This is a genomic window from Kangsaoukella pontilimi, assembly GCF_009830125.1.
Taxonomy (GTDB): Bacteria; Pseudomonadota; Alphaproteobacteria; order Rhodobacterales; family Rhodobacteraceae; genus Kangsaoukella; species Kangsaoukella pontilimi.
The window spans coordinates 1-13,971 of the sequence record NZ_WUPT01000006.1 but is presented as its reverse complement, the minus strand read 5'-3'; the positions used below and the strand labels follow the sequence as shown (position 1 = coordinate 13,971).

General features: G+C 61.6%; 15 protein-coding genes. 8 read left to right on the top strand and 7 right to left on the bottom strand.

The genetic code is table 11. The features are described 5' to 3' along the window. Positions 1–35: 35 nt before the first annotated feature. Together GQ651_RS18265 and GQ651_RS18260 are read right to left on the bottom strand one after the other, a co-directional pair. A complete protein-coding gene (locus GQ651_RS18265) occupies positions 36–1,382 on the bottom strand; it encodes an ABC transporter substrate-binding protein (protein WP_160765727.1) in 1,347 nt (448 codons plus the stop codon). 228 nt (positions 1,383–1,610) lie between these two features. After that, the gene (locus tag GQ651_RS18260) at positions 1,611–2,126 is read right to left on the bottom strand and encodes a nucleotidyltransferase domain-containing protein (protein ID WP_160765726.1); all 516 of its coding nucleotides are present in this window, start codon (positions 2,124–2,126) and stop codon (positions 1,611–1,613) included. Positions 2,127–2,732: 606 nt separating this feature from the next. Between GQ651_RS18260 and GQ651_RS18255 the strand changes: the two genes are divergently transcribed. The 5 genes from GQ651_RS18255 to GQ651_RS18235 all read left to right on the top strand — a co-directional run bounded on the left by GQ651_RS18255 (position 2,733) and on the right by GQ651_RS18235 (position 8,516). Beyond that, positions 2,733–3,494 (top strand): helix-turn-helix domain-containing protein, encoded by a 762-nt coding sequence (locus GQ651_RS18255; protein ID WP_160765754.1) that lies wholly within the window; start codon positions 2,733–2,735, stop codon positions 3,492–3,494. Between the two features lie 134 nt (positions 3,495–3,628). Continuing rightward, positions 3,629–5,149: an aldehyde dehydrogenase gene (adh, locus tag GQ651_RS18250; protein WP_160765725.1), complete on the top strand. Its 1,521-nt coding sequence runs from the start codon at positions 3,629–3,631 to the stop codon at positions 5,147–5,149. Positions 5,150–5,615: 466 nt separating this feature from the next. Next, positions 5,616–6,581, top strand: coding sequence for a TRAP transporter substrate-binding protein (locus tag GQ651_RS18245; RefSeq protein ID WP_160765724.1), 966 nt, complete (start codon positions 5,616–5,618; stop codon positions 6,579–6,581). 107 nt (positions 6,582–6,688) lie between these two features. Next, positions 6,689–7,213 (top strand): TRAP transporter small permease, encoded by a 525-nt coding sequence (locus tag GQ651_RS18240; RefSeq protein WP_160765723.1) that lies wholly within the window; start codon positions 6,689–6,691, stop codon positions 7,211–7,213. 1 nt (position 7,214) lies between these two features. Further along, a complete protein-coding gene (locus GQ651_RS18235) occupies positions 7,215–8,516 on the top strand; it encodes a TRAP transporter large permease (protein WP_160765722.1) in 1,302 nt (433 codons plus the stop codon). A gap of 15 nt (positions 8,517–8,531) precedes the next feature. On the opposite strand, the gene GQ651_RS18230 is transcribed toward GQ651_RS18235, so the two are convergent. Next, positions 8,532–9,047, bottom strand: a complete 516-nt coding sequence (locus GQ651_RS18230) for a winged helix DNA-binding protein (RefSeq protein ID WP_160765721.1) — start codon at positions 9,045–9,047, stop codon at positions 8,532–8,534. A gap of 166 nt (positions 9,048–9,213) precedes the next feature. Here GQ651_RS18230 and GQ651_RS18225 point away from each other — a divergent pair, with 166 nt between their 5' ends. Continuing rightward, positions 9,214–10,122: a bifunctional helix-turn-helix transcriptional regulator/GNAT family N-acetyltransferase gene (locus tag GQ651_RS18225; protein ID WP_160765720.1), complete on the top strand. Its 909-nt coding sequence runs from the start codon at positions 9,214–9,216 to the stop codon at positions 10,120–10,122. A gap of 43 nt (positions 10,123–10,165) precedes the next feature. Here the strand turns inward: GQ651_RS18225 and GQ651_RS18220 are convergent, their stop codons facing one another. The 4 genes from GQ651_RS18220 to GQ651_RS18205 form a co-directional block, all read right to left on the bottom strand. Then, a complete protein-coding gene (locus GQ651_RS18220; RefSeq protein ID WP_160765719.1) occupies positions 10,166–10,714 on the bottom strand; it encodes a GNAT family N-acetyltransferase in 549 nt (182 codons plus the stop codon). Between the two features lie 64 nt (positions 10,715–10,778). Continuing rightward, positions 10,779–11,069, bottom strand: coding sequence for an antibiotic biosynthesis monooxygenase family protein (locus GQ651_RS18215; RefSeq protein ID WP_160765718.1), 291 nt, complete (start codon positions 11,067–11,069; stop codon positions 10,779–10,781). Positions 11,070–11,156: 87 nt separating this feature from the next. Beyond that, complete coding sequence (locus GQ651_RS18210; RefSeq protein WP_160765717.1) at positions 11,157–11,513, bottom strand: cupin domain-containing protein; 357 nt, start codon at positions 11,511–11,513, stop codon at positions 11,157–11,159. A 147-nt stretch (positions 11,514–11,660) separates the two neighbouring features. Next, positions 11,661–12,557, bottom strand: a complete 897-nt coding sequence (locus GQ651_RS18205; RefSeq protein WP_160765716.1) for a LysR family transcriptional regulator — start codon at positions 12,555–12,557, stop codon at positions 11,661–11,663. Positions 12,558–12,652: 95 nt separating this feature from the next. Between GQ651_RS18205 and GQ651_RS18200 the strand changes: the two genes are divergently transcribed. Then, positions 12,653–13,528, top strand: a complete 876-nt coding sequence (locus tag GQ651_RS18200; protein WP_160765715.1) for an NAD-dependent epimerase/dehydratase family protein — start codon at positions 12,653–12,655, stop codon at positions 13,526–13,528. 254 nt (positions 13,529–13,782) lie between these two features. After that, on the top strand, positions 13,783–13,971 hold a 189-nt coding region (locus GQ651_RS18195; RefSeq protein WP_160765484.1), incomplete at its 3' end, for a hypothetical protein.

The following is a 13,971-nucleotide window of genomic DNA, read 5'->3' as shown; positions in this document are numbered from 1 at the left end:
TCCTCGGGACGCGGCGCCCTGCCTTGTAGCCGGAATTAGCGGACGATCAGATCGTCGCCGATCGTGGCGCGCATCTGCGCCTCGACTTCGGCCACGGCGTCTTCAGGCGTCTGCACGCCGGACCAAGCCGCTTCAAGCCCGCGGAACATCGCTTCCGAGAACGCGCCGTAATTCAGGTGGTTCGGCTGCGAGTTTGCCGCGCCCAGCAGGACTTCTGTCGCCTCGGAGGCCCAGCGGTCACCGCGATAGAGGTCGATGTCGCTCTGCGCCTTCGCGACAGCAAGGTGGTTCGACTGGATCGCATGAAGCGAGTTCAGACGCGGTTCGGTCGCGATGGCGACAAGCTGCGCGGCGATCTCTTCGACCCGGTCGTCTTCCTGGTTCATGACCAGATAGACCAGCGGGTGCGTGATCGTGTTGGCGCGTCCATCGTCGTCGCCGGCCGGGATCAGCGAGAACTGGATCGTGTTCCAGAAATCGTCATTGCCTTCGCGAGCGTAGCGGCCAAAGTGCCAGGTTCCGCCGTGCCAGAAGGCGGCGCGGCCGTTCGCCACCTCGTTATACCACTGGTTCCAGTCCGTCCCGATGTGGTTCTGGCGGGTGATGCCTGCTGCGACCGCATCGACGAAGAACTGGTAGAACTCGGTCATCGCCGCCTTGTCCAGAACCAGCTTGCCGGTGTCCGGATCGACCAGCTCGCCGCCGAAGGACTGGTAGAACTGCGCATAATCGGGGCCGTTGGAGGGACGGGGATAAAAGCCGTAGCCTTCCTCGATCAGGCCCATGTCGAGCGCTTTCTTCGCGTCCTCCAGGACGTTTGCGAGCGTGTATTCGCCGCTGGCAACCATTTCGGGCAGCGCGTCGATCTGGTCTTCGGTGTATCCGATGCCTTCAAGTGTCTCGCGCCAGAAGAAGAACGGGCGCGACTCGGCGTCCTGCGGGATGCCCCACTGGGTGCCGCCATAGGAGGCGATTTCCATCAGGTTCGGATAGACGTTGCTGAGCGGCCAGGCGTCCAGATCGACGTAGTCCTCGACCGGAACGATATAGCCCGCGGTGCTCCACGGCGCGATGTCGAGATGCGAGGTGACGACGATGCTGGGCGCGGTGCCCGCTTCGGCGCCAAGGGTCACACCCTGCTTGAACTCGTCCCAGCCCGAGAAGTCGCGACGCCCCTCGACGGTGATGTTCAACTCCTCGCCCAGAATGGCGGCTTCGCGCTCCAGAATGTCGGCCGCGATCTCGATCGCCTCGATCCGGTAGCTGTCACTGTCGTTCGAGCCGCCGGCCCAGACTGTGATGTTGATATCCTCGGCAAAGGCCGGCGCCGCAAGTCCGGCAAGCACGCCCACAAGGGCTGTCTGGCGAAATAGATTGGTCATGAAGGTCCTCCCTGTTCGGTACCCGGTGTCTGATTGCACACGTGTGCAAAAACGATCTCAGAAAAACGGCAATGTGGGAAGACACTCCCTGCGCTTGCCGTCGTTCCGAAGCGGTGGTCGTGAGCCAAGCTTATGATTTCAAGGTGAAGTTTTTTTGACAAAACGCTCTGAAAATGCGCGAGCTGTCGGAAATTGCGCGCAAATTTCGGGCAGAACATGCCCCTGGGATCATGAATTTGATTCGTCCGACTGAAAGCGCGAATAGATCGGCGGAACGGGAATTCCGAAGCGTTCGCAAAGCCGTCGGACATCCTGCCAATCGTCTTTGTCGACCTCATATCCGGTGTGAAAATCCACAAGGTGCCGGGGTGGCACGCACCGCACGCGACGCCCCAAGATCCGGCCCCACCCGGTCAGGTGATCGGCAATGTACGGGACGCCGCCGCGGTTGCTGCCGTCGGGGTTCAGTACGTAGGAATGCACGTCCACCGCCGCGCCGTCCGCGCGTTCGAGAACGAAATTGTGCTCCCAACTGTCGGGACGGGGCACTTCGACGAAACCGCGCCCGGCCAGAAGCCGGCGCAGATCTGGCATCCGTGCCGCCGGAAGGGCGATGTCGAGGTCGCCATGTGCGCGGGTCTGCTCTTCGAGCAGAGCATCGACAGCCCAACCGCCGTCGATGCAGACCTCCAGTCCATGAGCCTCCGACAACGCCCAGACCTCAAGGACCTGGTCCGCGTTCATGCCGCGATCTTGCGGGCTTGGGCCCGCCTGTCAATCGGGGTAGGGGCAACGGTCCCGACTGCATCCTTTCAGACTGGGATTGATGGGACATGTTTTCGGGTCCGGTGACGCCTTTGAAGTCTCCTGCCGGCGGATTGGATTGCCGCAGTTCCCGGTGCTGTTCTTGAGGGCTTCAAACGGATGCCAGCTGTCTGTGCTGCATTCCGAGTTGCGTATGCTTGAGGAGGCAAGCGCGATCAGCAATGCCACTACGGCACAATGAACCCGAGTTTCCTGTGTACCGGGGCATTCGGGTTTACGTCATCCCATCGATCGGCACAGAGGGGCTTCACCGCCCTTCTCTGATAGACCCCACTATCCGCTGTTTCCCGAAGCTCGGTTTTTGACTAGCCTGACTTCGGGAGGACGGAGAGATTGGCCAAAAGTCCCAATCACGTTGAACGCGTGGTCGAAACGGCACGTGACCCGAGTGCTGCGGCGCGCTCGCGGCTTGCAGCCTCATGGCGACGCTCGCTGGATCATCACGGCCTCGATCCCGCCCAATCGCATGGCGTCCAGAAGGTCACAAGCGAAGGCCTGACCGAACGGCGCCATCGCTCCGAGACGATGATGCGCGTCTCAGCTCCACGGCTTGATGCCCTTTATCAACTTGTCGGCGTTTCGGGCTGCGCTGTCCTACTGACCGATGCCGAAGGTGTGGTGCTCGACCTGCGGGCTGCCGACGGGGATGCCTCGATCTTCGAGAGCTGGGGGCTGACGCCGGGCTCGGACTGGTCAGAAGCTTCGGAGGGGACCAACGGTATCGGCACCTGCATTGCCGAAGCACGCCGTGTGACCATTCACCGTGACGAGCACTTCCATGCGCGAAATACCGCGATGAGCTGCATGGACGCGCCCATTTTCGGTTCAGAGGGCGAATTGATTGGCGCGCTCGACGTCTCTTCGGCGCGTGCCGATCAGACGGAGGGCTTTAACCGGCTGATCGCCGCCATGGTCGCGCAGACCGCGCGCCAGATCGAAGCGGATAACTTTCGGGCTGCTTTCCCCCGTGCCCGCATCATCGTGGCCGATCAGGGCGAAAACGAAGCCGCCATGCTTTTGGCGGTCGATGAAAACGACATCGTCCGCGGCGCGACCCGTGGTGCGCGCCGCGCTTTCGGGCTGGTGGCGACCGGTCCGCTGGCGGAACGGCCTGCGTCGGACATTTTCGGACGTGAGGACGGACCGACCGGCTTCGAGAAGGCCGAGAGGGCGGCGGTAATCCGGGCACTTGCCCGGACCGACGGCAACGTGTCGGAGGCCGCGCGCACATTGGGCGTGGGGCGTGCCACGCTTTACCGGCGCATGAAGCGGCTCGGAATCGAGTAGATCACCCGAACCTGTCTCAGCTTTGAGACACCTCGCCCCGAACTACGTCTTGGGCGGGGCTGACGCGGCGTCGGCCTCACCTCAGGCTGCTCCTGTCCCTGGCATTGGGCCGGGCACTTTGGAGGAGTCCCAACATGAACGAGATGTCGCAAATCAGCAGCGAACATGTGTCGCCATTCAAAACCCGCTACGACAACTTTATCGGCGGCAGGTTTGTCGCCCCGGTCGACGGCGCCTATTTCGACAACATCACCCCTATCACCGGCCAGAAGGTCTGCGAAGTCGCCCGATCAGGCGCCGCCGACGTGGAACTGGCGCTCGACGCCGCCCATGCGGCGAAAGACGCATGGGGCAAGACGTCTGCCACCGAGCGGTCGAACATCCTTCTGAAGATCGCCGACCGCATGGAGGAGAATCTCGACCTGATCGCCAGTGCCGAAACATGGGACAACGGCAAGCCCATCCGTGAGACGACGGGCGCGGACATTCCTCTTGCCATCGATCACTTCCGCTATTTCGCCGGTGTGCTGAGGGCGCAGGAAGGTGCGATTTCCCAGATCGACGAAGACACTGTCGCCTACCATTTCGCCGAACCTCTGGGCGTCGTGGGGCAGATCATCCCGTGGAACTTCTCGGTGCTGATGGCCGTCTGGAAGCTCGCCCCGGCGCTGGCCGCGGGCAACTGCGTCGTCCTGAAACCGGCCGAGCAGACGCCGGCGGCGATCATGCTTCTGGCCGAGATCATTGGCGATCTCCTGCCCGCGGGCGTCCTGAATATCGTCAACGGATACGGCCCGGATGTGGGGGGACCCCTCGCGACGTCGTCGCGTATCGCCAAGATCGCGTTCACAGGCTCGACGGAAACGGGCCGGCTCATCATGAAGGCCGCGACCGAGAACCTCATCCCGGTCACGCTTGAGTTGGGCGGCAAGTCCCCGAACATCTTCTTCTCCGATATCATGGACGAGGACGATGCCTTCTTCGACAAGGCCATCGAGGGCTTTGTCCTCTTCGCCTTCAACCAGGGCGAGGTCTGCACCTGTCCGAGCCGCGCGCTCATTCAGGAGGACATCTATGAGGCGTTCATCGCCCGCTGCATCGAGCGTGTTAAGGCCATCAAGCAGGGCGATCCGCGTGACGCCGAGACCATGGTGGGCGCTCAGGCCAGCAGGGAACAGCAGGACAAGATCATGTCCTACCTGACTATCGGGGTCGAAGAGGGCGCCGAGGTTCTGACAGGGGGAGACGCAGCGCGGTTCGACGGCGAGTTGTCCAACGGGTTCTATATCCAGCCCACTATCCTGAAAGGCCACAACAAGATGCGCGTCTTCCAGGAAGAAATCTTCGGGCCCGTCGTTTCGGTGACGACGTTCAGGGACGAAGAAGAGGCCTTGGCCATTGCGAATGACACCATGTACGGCCTTGGTGCCGGCGTCTGGACCCGCGATGGCAGCCGCGCCTACCGCTTCGGTCGGGGTATCGAGGCCGGGCGCGTCTGGGTGAACAACTACCATGCCTATCCCGCTCATGCGGCCTTTGGCGGCTACAAACAGTCAGGCATCGGGCGTGAGACCCACAAGATGATGCTCGACCAGTACCAGCAAACCAAGAACCTGCTGGTCAGCTATAATCCGAACAAGCTCGGGTTCTTCTGAGACAGTGACGAAAGTCCAGCCGCCCGAGTGACTCGGGCGGCTGGTCATTTCGGGTAGGCCCCGCTTTTAAGTCCAGCCGCCGTGTGGAAATTCCCTTTTGGAAGCGGCTAACACCGTCCGCGTTTTTCGCCACGCTCGATGCGGGCAGCAGCCGGGCATAAGACCACCTTCCACCGACTTATTACTGAAAGACTCGCGCGCGGGGCGTCGATCAAGGCTGCAATACGCCGGTGCTTCGGTCCTTTGAAAAAGCCCGCTCCGGGTGTTTTTTTTGCCCGTCAGGCCTCGTTCTGACGGCCACATGCCCGCCTCCCTTGTTTCCCAAGAGCCGCTGACGTTTCCTGTGTACGAGGTCCTCGGGGATCGTGAGGAACAAACCTGTTGCTTTATGTGCAAAACGCTGACAATTTATCAGCATAATGAATTTGAGGCAACGACCTCACCCTATCCAACAGAGGAGTTCCGAATGAAGCACTTCATCCTTGCATCCGTGGTCGCCGGTGGCCTTGCCACCGCATCGACGGCGGACACATGGGACATGCCGACGCCTTATGGCGACTCGACATTCCACACGCAGAACATTGCCCAATTTGCCGCCGATATTGCCGAGGCAACAGATGGCGCATTGGAAATCACCGTGCATTCCGGCGGCTCGCTTTTTCCGCATGGCGAAATCCGCAACGTCGTCCGGTCGGGCCAGGTGCCCATCGGCGAGTTCTTCCTGTCCCTTCTGGTCAACGACGATGCGGCCTTCGGCATCGACAGCCAGCCTTTCCTGGCGACCAGCTACGACGACGCGGCGCGTCTCTGGGATGCGCAGCGCCCGGTCGTAACCGAACTTCTGGCCGAGCAGGGGCTGATGCCACTCTTCTCGGTGCCGTGGCCGGCGCAGGGCCTCTATACAAATGGTGAAGTGAGCAGTGTCGAAGACCTCGCCGGTCTGCGCTTCCGTGCCTATAACGCCGCGCTCGAGGAATTCGCCGCGCTCGCAGGGGCCGCACCGGTACAGGTCGAGGCCCCCGACATCCCGCAGGCCTTCGCCACGGGACAGGTCGAAGCGATGGTCACCTCGCCGTCGACGGGCGCGAACTCGACCGCATGGGATTTCGTCACGCACTACACCGCCATCAACGCATGGGTCCCGAAGAATATCGTCGTCGTCAACGAACGTGCCTTCCGCCGCCTGCCAGATGACGTGCAAGCTGCCGTCATGGACGCCGCCGCGGCCGCGCAGGCCCGCGGGTGGGAAATGTCGGCCGCCGAAGCGGACGAGAAAACCGCGATCATGGCTGACAACGGCATGATCATCGTGGAGCCGAGCGCCGAATTGACGGCCGGGCTGCAGGAGATCGGCGCGCAGATGCTGGAAAACTGGAAATCCGGTGCCTCGGAAGCGGCCATGTCGATCCTGACGGCCTATCAGGACCAGTAATGACAACGTGGAAGCGGGCCTGACGGGCCCGCTTTCGCCTTGTACGATAAGCCCGGCACAGGTCTTCTCCCGCTTGGGCGCCGGGCTTTCAGATGAGAGGGAATACGATGGGGCACTTGCTTGACCGGGTGTATCTGGGCGCGGCATGGATCGCGGCCTTCACCATCCTGGCGATCGCGCTTCTGATCAGCGCACAGATTTTCCTGAACTTTTCGACCCGCGCACTGTCACTTCCCCTTCCATCGACGATACCGTCCTATGCTGATTTCTCGGGTTTTATGCTGGCCGCCGCGACCTTTCTGGCCATGCCGTACACATTCCGGAGCGGCGGCCATATCCGGGTATCCCTGATTACTGCGCGGCTGATGCCGCGCGCCCGGCTGGTTTGCGAAATTGCCGCCCTCGCGGGTGCAGCGTTCCTGACGGGCTTCGCGGTCTACTTCATCTGGGTTCTGGTCGCGGAAAGCGTGCATTACGGCGATGTGTCGAACGGGACCATCCCCGTACCACTCTGGATTCCGCAATCGGCCATGGGCGTCGGGATGACGTTGCTCTGTATCTCGGCGATCCACAGCCTCGTCGAGACGCTCTTGCGCGGTGCGCCTGTCATCGCCGCTTCGGAGGAGGTCTGACATGTCTGATCCTGTCGTCGGGCTGATCCTTCTGGCAGTACTCTTCGTCTTTCTGGCGGGCGGTTTGTGGATCGCGCTGTCTCTCTCGGCGGTCGCCGCCGTGGCGCTCGCCTTCTTTTCGAACTCGTCCGTAGGACTGAACATGGCGGTGACCTTCTGGGGGCATAGCCACTCATGGTCGCTCACCGCTTTGCCGCTCTTCATCCTGATGGGTGAAATCCTTTTGCGGTCGCGACTGAGCAAGGACATGTTCAACGGCCTGGCTCCATGGCTGGGCGGTCTGCCGGGGCGTCTGCTGCATGTGAACGTGCTGGGCTGCGCCATTTTCGCGGCCGTTTCGGGGTCATCGGCGGCAACCGCCGCGACCATCGGCAAAATGTCGATCCCCGAGCTGAAGTCGCGCGGCTATCCCGAGGGGCTGATCCTTGGGACGCTTGCAGGGTCGGCGACTCTGGGTCTCCTTATCCCGCCCTCGATTATCCTGATCGTCTATGGCGTGGCCACCGAGCAATCCATCGCGCGTCTGTTCGTGGCGGGTCTTATTCCGGGCGCGCTGCTGGTCGCTATGTTCGGCGCCTATGTTGCCGTCGTCTCGTGGTTGAACCCGGACATGATCCCGGTGGAGCGCTCGAAGCTGAACCTGAAGGAAAAGCTCTGGGAGGCGCGGGGGCTCATTCCGGTGGGACTTCTGATTGTCGGCGTGATCGGCGCGATCTACACCGGGATTGCGTCGCCCACCGATGCGGCGGCGCTGGGCGTGCTTCTGTCGATCCTGCTTGCCGTTCTGTCCGGCAGTTTCAGCCGCGCGGATTTCCTCGATGCGCTCCTGTCGGCGGCGCGGACGTCCTGCATGATCGCCTTTATCCTTCTGGGCGCCGCGTTCCTTGCCGTCGCGATGGGGTTCACGGGCCTGCCGCGCAATCTCGCGGCATGGATCGGCGGGATGGGGCTGTCGCCCTATTTCCTGCTCTTTGTCCTGACGATCTTCTTTATCGTGCTTGGTCTTTTTCTGGACGGGATTTCGGTGGTCGTGCTGACCACGTCGATCATCATGCCGATGGTCATGGCGGTGGGCATCGATCCGATCTGGTTCGGCATCTACCTTGTGCTTGTGGTGGAGATGAGCCAGATCACGCCGCCGGTCGGCTTCAATCTGTTCGTCATTCAGGGTCTGACCGGCATCGACATCCTGCGCATCGCGAAGGCGGCCTTTCCGTTCTTCCTGCTGCTTGTGGTGGCCGTCGTCCTGATCACGGTATTCCCCGGAATCGTCACCTATCTTCCGACGGCGATGAACCGGTAAGCCGTGCAGGCTGCGTCACAGAGAGGACGCGGCCCGGCTCGCCTGATCGTACTGCCCCGACAGGGCGCGCAGGCTGGCGGCAAGGCTGCTCAGCTCGTCGCCCGACATATCCATTCGGCTGAGGCCATCGATCAGGCAACGGACGCGGACATCGCGGTATTGATCGCAAAGCGCGGCGCCACTTGGCGACGTACTGTAGAAGACTTCTTTCCCCCTCTTCTCCGAGACGATCAGATCGGCCTTGGACAGTTTGCGAAGCGCGTAGTTGACGGTGTGGGTGTCGTCGATGTTCAGCAGAAATGAGATATCGCTCAGGCGTTTGTCGCGGCCGCGGTGATTGACGTTGTGGAGCACGAGGATTTCGAGAGGGCTCATGTCGGTTTGCCCTGCAGCGGCCATGCATTTCACCATCCAGCGCGAAAAGGCGTTGAACGCGATGATCAGGCCGAACTCGAATTCCGACGCCTGCCAGCCCTCACCCTCGGCGAGATGGCGAGAGGAAACGATCCTGCGTCGCGGCTCTTTTTCCATGTGATTCACCTGCAAAATGTTCGCGTTTTATTATTATCAATGAACGGATGATCTCAGGCAACCTCGGACTGGCCGATGGCAGGGCCGGGCAGGCAAGGCGCGCGGCTCTCTCGTTGTGACGGCTGAAATCTCTTGAGCGATCAATTTATCTGACTAAAGTCAGGTAATGCAGATCGACCAGATATCCCGCGTTCGCAACTTCGGCCGGTCCGTCGCCGTGGAAGTCGGCGCTCTTGAAGAATCGTTCCTGAACCGCGGACGTCCGCTCGGCGCGGCGCGCGTTCTGAATGCGATCGGGTTGGGGTATCAGAATGTCTCCGACCTGCGTGCGCTTCTGAAACTCGACACAGGTCAACTGAGCCGCCTGCTTCGTAGCCTCGAAGCCGAAGGGCTGATCGAGACGACCCCGAACGAGGATGACCGGCGCAGCCGCCAGACGCGGTTGACCAAAGCGGGTGAGGAGGAGTTCACGATCTACGAAAAGCTCTCAAACGAGCGGGCAGCCGCGATTCTCGAGCGACATAAGAACGCCGAGCGCCTGCTCGATGCCATGGACATCGTGACGATCGCTCTGTCCCGCGAGAACATTGTTTTCGAAGAGGTCGATTATGCGTCCGAGATCGCCACGAAATGCCTGACCGCCTTCGCGGCAGAGCTGAGCGCGCGCCTTGGTGTTGAATTCGACCTGAAAAAATCGGGTGACCCCGAGCTGTCACAGATGAAGCATCCCAATGGGACCTTTGTTGTGGCGCGGCTCGGTGACATGCCGATCGGCTGCGTGGGGGTGAAGGGTCGGGGCGATACGCTTGCCGAGATAAAGCGCATGTGGATCGCGCCCGCAGCGCGGGGGCTGGGTCTGGCGCACAGGCTTATGACCACCGCCGAAGAGGCGGCGCGCGCACTCGGGATCGAGACGCTTCGGCTGGATACCAACAGCACACTGGTCGAGGCCGTCGGCCTCTATCGGAAGATGGGCTGGAGCCGGATCGAGCGCTTCAACGATGATCCGTACCCGGACCTGTTTTTCGAGAAATGCCTTCGGAGCGATGCGGAGGACTTCGCCAGAGGCGAATAGTCACCCGGCCAAAATCGCTTATTCTCAGGGGCGCGCGCCTGGGTCACCCCCGGCGTGGACGGCTCATGATCAGAACGTCTTTGCCCGCGTTCTTCCCGGTAGACGCCACCTCGTACCCGACCTTTGTGGCAAGGCTTAGAGAGCGCTCATGCTTCGGGTCGACGATGCAGAAGGTCTCGGGATGAGGCAGGCTTTGATCTGCCCACGCGACAATGCGCCGGACGGCCTCGATAGCGAAACCCTGCCCCTGCACCGCGGTCCGGAAGGCCCAGCCGATCTCCGGCACGCCGCTGACCGGTGCAACCAATGCGCGTTTGAAATCGGCAAAGCCGACCTCGCCAAGAAACGCGTCCGATGATCTCTCGAAGACCGCCCAATAGCCGTAGCCCAGATGATGCCAAAGACCTGCGTAGTTCAGAATGCGGCCCCAGCTTTGCGCTTCAGTCGCAGTCTGTCCCGAGATCAGGCGTACGACCTCGGGGTCGGCCCACATGGCAGCGCTGTGGATGCAATCAGAAGAAGTGTGCCCGCGAAGGATCAGCCTTTCGGTTTCCAGCACGGGAACGAGGTCTCGAATGTCAGATGTCGTCATGGCGGCTCATGGGTGGGCAGGGCACGATGGGTGCAAGCCCGTGCTCGGTCTGGGGTGCATGTGACTATCCGTGATGGAAATGGTGAACCCAGCAGGCGTCGACGAACTTCTCCATGCCGGGGGGAATATGCGGGACCGTCCAATCCGAGCCCGCAAAGGCGCGCAAGCTCGCCTCATCCTGCCAGACCGTGATCATCGCGTATTCATCCGGGGCAGCCGAGGACGGGAACCCGACCGTGACGTCTACGCATCCGGCGCAGTCCGACACCGAGCCGCGGGCAACGGTCCTGAACAGCGGCTCGAACTCTTCGCGAAGATCGGGGTGAATGCGCACCCGGTAAACGCGTGTGATCATGAAGGGCTTCCTTGTCTTCCGACGTATTGCAACGGGTCTGTTCTGATCCTCCGGCGGATCGCCTTGTAAATGCGGGGCGCGCGCCCGCTAGATGTCGATCTTCTCCGCCGCTGTCGCGATGTCGCCGGTATTGGGCGTGCCTTTCGGTTCGATCAGGAGGATATGCGCCTCTTCCGCAGCCACCGGTCGATGCTGCACGCCCTTGGGCACGACATAAAGTTCACCGGGGTTCAGCGTGACATTGCCGTCCTCGGTTTCAATCGTGACGACGCCGTCGAGGACGAGAAAAAAGTCGTCGGTCTCCTCATGCGCATGCCAGACGAACTCGCCTTTCACCTTGACCACCATCACGTCGTTGCCGTTGAACCGCGACACGATTTTCGGAGACCAGTATTCGGAGAAGGTTTCAAGTTTCTCGGACAGATTTATTGCTTTGCCGTTCATTCGGGGGCTCCGGAAATAGTCGTTCAATATCAATCGTTCGGCTCTGTGGCGCGGCGCCCGGCCATTGCCGGGCTGTTTCGGAATGCGGCTCTCTCAAAGTCGAAACGTCATCAATGTCATGTGCCCAAGCCGCTCTCTGAGCCTGCATTACTCGCCGAGCCGGCCGAGCTCTGCAACAAGCAAGTCCCATATCCTTCTGATCCGTGCGTTGCGCCGTAACGCCTCGGGCGCCGCAAGCCACATGGGAAGGGGGGGCAAATCCGGCTGAAAGATCAATCGGCTCACACCGGGCGTCCGATCTCCGATCCTCCGTTGCATCGCTCCGACACCGCATCCTGCGCAAACAAGTTGCCAGTAGGTCGCCTGGTCATCGCACCGCACCCCGAAAAAACCCCGGTCGACCTGAAGCCCCATGCCGCGCATGGCCTGAATGATCATGTCCGATTTATCGAAGCCCACGAAGGGCATCTCGCTCAGCGCGTCGAGTGACTCTGGCTGACCGAACTCGTCCAGAAGCGAGGTCGCTGCGTAGAGCGCGATCTGCTGATCGGCCAAATGCTTGACGACGGTGTCCAGCTGGGTGGGGCGGTACATGCGGATGGCGATGTCGGCTTCCCGAAAGACGAGGTTCTCGGTGGCATCCGAAGGATAGAGCTCGATCTCGATATTCGGCTCCGCTTTGCGGAGCCGGGCGATGACCGGCGGCAGCACGTAGTTCGAGACCACAACGCTTGCCGTGATCCGCACCGTGCCAGACGGGCTGATGTCCTGACCTGCTGCAAGCTGCGCGAGCCGGGCGGCCGCGAGCGCCATCTCGTGGGCAGGTTCAAGAAGGGTGGCTCCCGTCTCGGTCAGTGTGAACCCGGTCAGGTCGCGCACGAACAGTTCGACCCCGAGAGCGGTTTCCATCGCCTTGATGTGGCGCCCGACCGTTGGCTGGCTTTGTCCTAGACGACGCGCCGCTCCGGTGAGCGAGCCTGCCTCGGCGACGGCAAGGAATGTCTTGAGGTGGGTCCAGTCTAGCGCGTTGAGAGCTTTCTGCATTCATAAATGAATAGCCGATGAAGCATTCTGGTCAATCCACATTCAAATTCATGGGGTCTAAATTGGCGCCAACTGATGAAATGAGGAGATCGGAAATGAAAGGCACTGTTCTTATTCTCGGCGCATCCGGAAAGGTCGGACGCCATAGCGGCAAGGCATTCGAGACGGCAGGCTGGACCGTGAAGCGCTTCAACCGCCGTGCGGATGACATGATCGAAGCGGCCCGGGGCGTCGACGTGATCGTGAACGGGCTGAACCCGCCGAACTATCACGACTGGAAGACGATCCTGCCCGCGATCACCCGAGAGGTCATCGAGGCCGCCCGGACCAGCGGTGCCACGGTGATCCTGCCGGGCAACGTTTATCACTTCGGTGACCGCCCCGGCACCTGGTCCGAAAAGACGCCCGCCAGACCTGTCAGCGAGAAGGGGCGGCTTCGGCTGGAGCTTGAGCGCGCGTATCGGGAAAGCGGTGTCCAGACCATCGTCCTGCGGGGCGGCAATTTCATAGACCCCGACGGTGACGATTGCGTGCTTTCCGCCGTCTACCTGCGCAGTATCCGGAAAGGAAAGATCACCTTGCCCGGCCCTGAAAGCACGCGCCAATCCTTCTGCTACCTGCCGGACTGGGCGCGGGCGACGGTCGATCTGGCCGAAATGCGTGGCAGCCTCGAGCAGTTCGAGGATATCCCGTTTCCGGGCCACACGCTTTCGGCGGCCGAGATCCGGGACACTCTTGAGCGGGCGCTGGGCCGCAAGCTTGGCTTCACGAGCTTTCCCTGGGCCGTTCTGACCCTTTTGTCGCCTTTCCTGGAGTTCGCGCGCGAAGTCAGGGAGATGCGCTATCTCTGGAACACCGATCATGCACTCGGCGGCGACAAGTTCGCGTCGCTCCTGCCGGACTTCACCGCAACCGACGTCGAAGCAGCTTTGGTCTCCGCCCTGCCGTCCGGGATGCTTGGGCCTAACTGAAGCGCCTTCGGGCTGAGGGGCATGCGTTGCGAATGTGGCGGCCGGGTCTGGGCCGCCACGGCCTGACGTGCCTTGTCCGGCGCTCATCCGCCATCCACCCGCATGGGCACGGACGGCGAGGTCGCCACTGCAGTACGCCCATTCATCCGACGAATGCCGCTCGTTCTCAGCATCATTGCGTATATACCTGCAGTCATACTCCGGTTGCCCGGTCTGATGTGGCGGTCGGATGGCTCGGGAGGCCCGTACACCGCATGTCTGACATCAATCATCTGAAAACCGTCGAGCAGCGCCTGCTCTGGCTGTCGCACTGGATGATTCACAACGCCAACCACATCCGACCCAAAGTCGATGGGATCAAGGTGGGCGGTCATCAGGCGTCGTCGGCGTCGATGGTGTCGATCATGACGGCGCTTTATTTCTCGGCGTTGCGGCCGGAGGAT

Coding starts and splice junctions, on each gene's coding strand:
- GQ651_RS18200 (WP_160765715.1), top strand. CDS start 12,653: ATGAAAGGCACTGTTCTTATTCTCGGCGCATCCGGAAAGGTCGGACGC.
- GQ651_RS18230 (WP_160765721.1), bottom strand. CDS start 9,047: ATGGAAAAAGAGCCGCGACGCAGGATCGTTTCCTCTCGCCATCTCGCC.
- GQ651_RS18220 (WP_160765719.1), bottom strand. CDS start 10,714: ATGACGACATCTGACATTCGAGACCTCGTTCCCGTGCTGGAAACCGAA.
- adh (WP_160765725.1), top strand. CDS start 3,629: ATGAACGAGATGTCGCAAATCAGCAGCGAACATGTGTCGCCATTCAAA.
- GQ651_RS18265 (WP_160765727.1), bottom strand. CDS start 1,382: ATGACCAATCTATTTCGCCAGACAGCCCTTGTGGGCGTGCTTGCCGGA.
- GQ651_RS18260 (WP_160765726.1), bottom strand. CDS start 2,126: ATGAACGCGGACCAGGTCCTTGAGGTCTGGGCGTTGTCGGAGGCTCAT.
- GQ651_RS18240 (WP_160765723.1), top strand. CDS start 6,689: ATGGGGCACTTGCTTGACCGGGTGTATCTGGGCGCGGCATGGATCGCG.
- GQ651_RS18255 (WP_160765754.1), top strand. CDS start 2,733: ATGATGCGCGTCTCAGCTCCACGGCTTGATGCCCTTTATCAACTTGTC.
- GQ651_RS18225 (WP_160765720.1), top strand. CDS start 9,214: ATGCAGATCGACCAGATATCCCGCGTTCGCAACTTCGGCCGGTCCGTC.
- GQ651_RS18205 (WP_160765716.1), bottom strand. CDS start 12,557: ATGCAGAAAGCTCTCAACGCGCTAGACTGGACCCACCTCAAGACATTC.
- GQ651_RS18215 (WP_160765718.1), bottom strand. CDS start 11,069: ATGATCACACGCGTTTACCGGGTGCGCATTCACCCCGATCTTCGCGAA.
- GQ651_RS18245 (WP_160765724.1), top strand. CDS start 5,616: ATGAAGCACTTCATCCTTGCATCCGTGGTCGCCGGTGGCCTTGCCACC.
- GQ651_RS18210 (WP_160765717.1), bottom strand. CDS start 11,513: ATGAACGGCAAAGCAATAAATCTGTCCGAGAAACTTGAAACCTTCTCC.
- GQ651_RS18235 (WP_160765722.1), top strand. CDS start 7,215: ATGTCTGATCCTGTCGTCGGGCTGATCCTTCTGGCAGTACTCTTCGTC.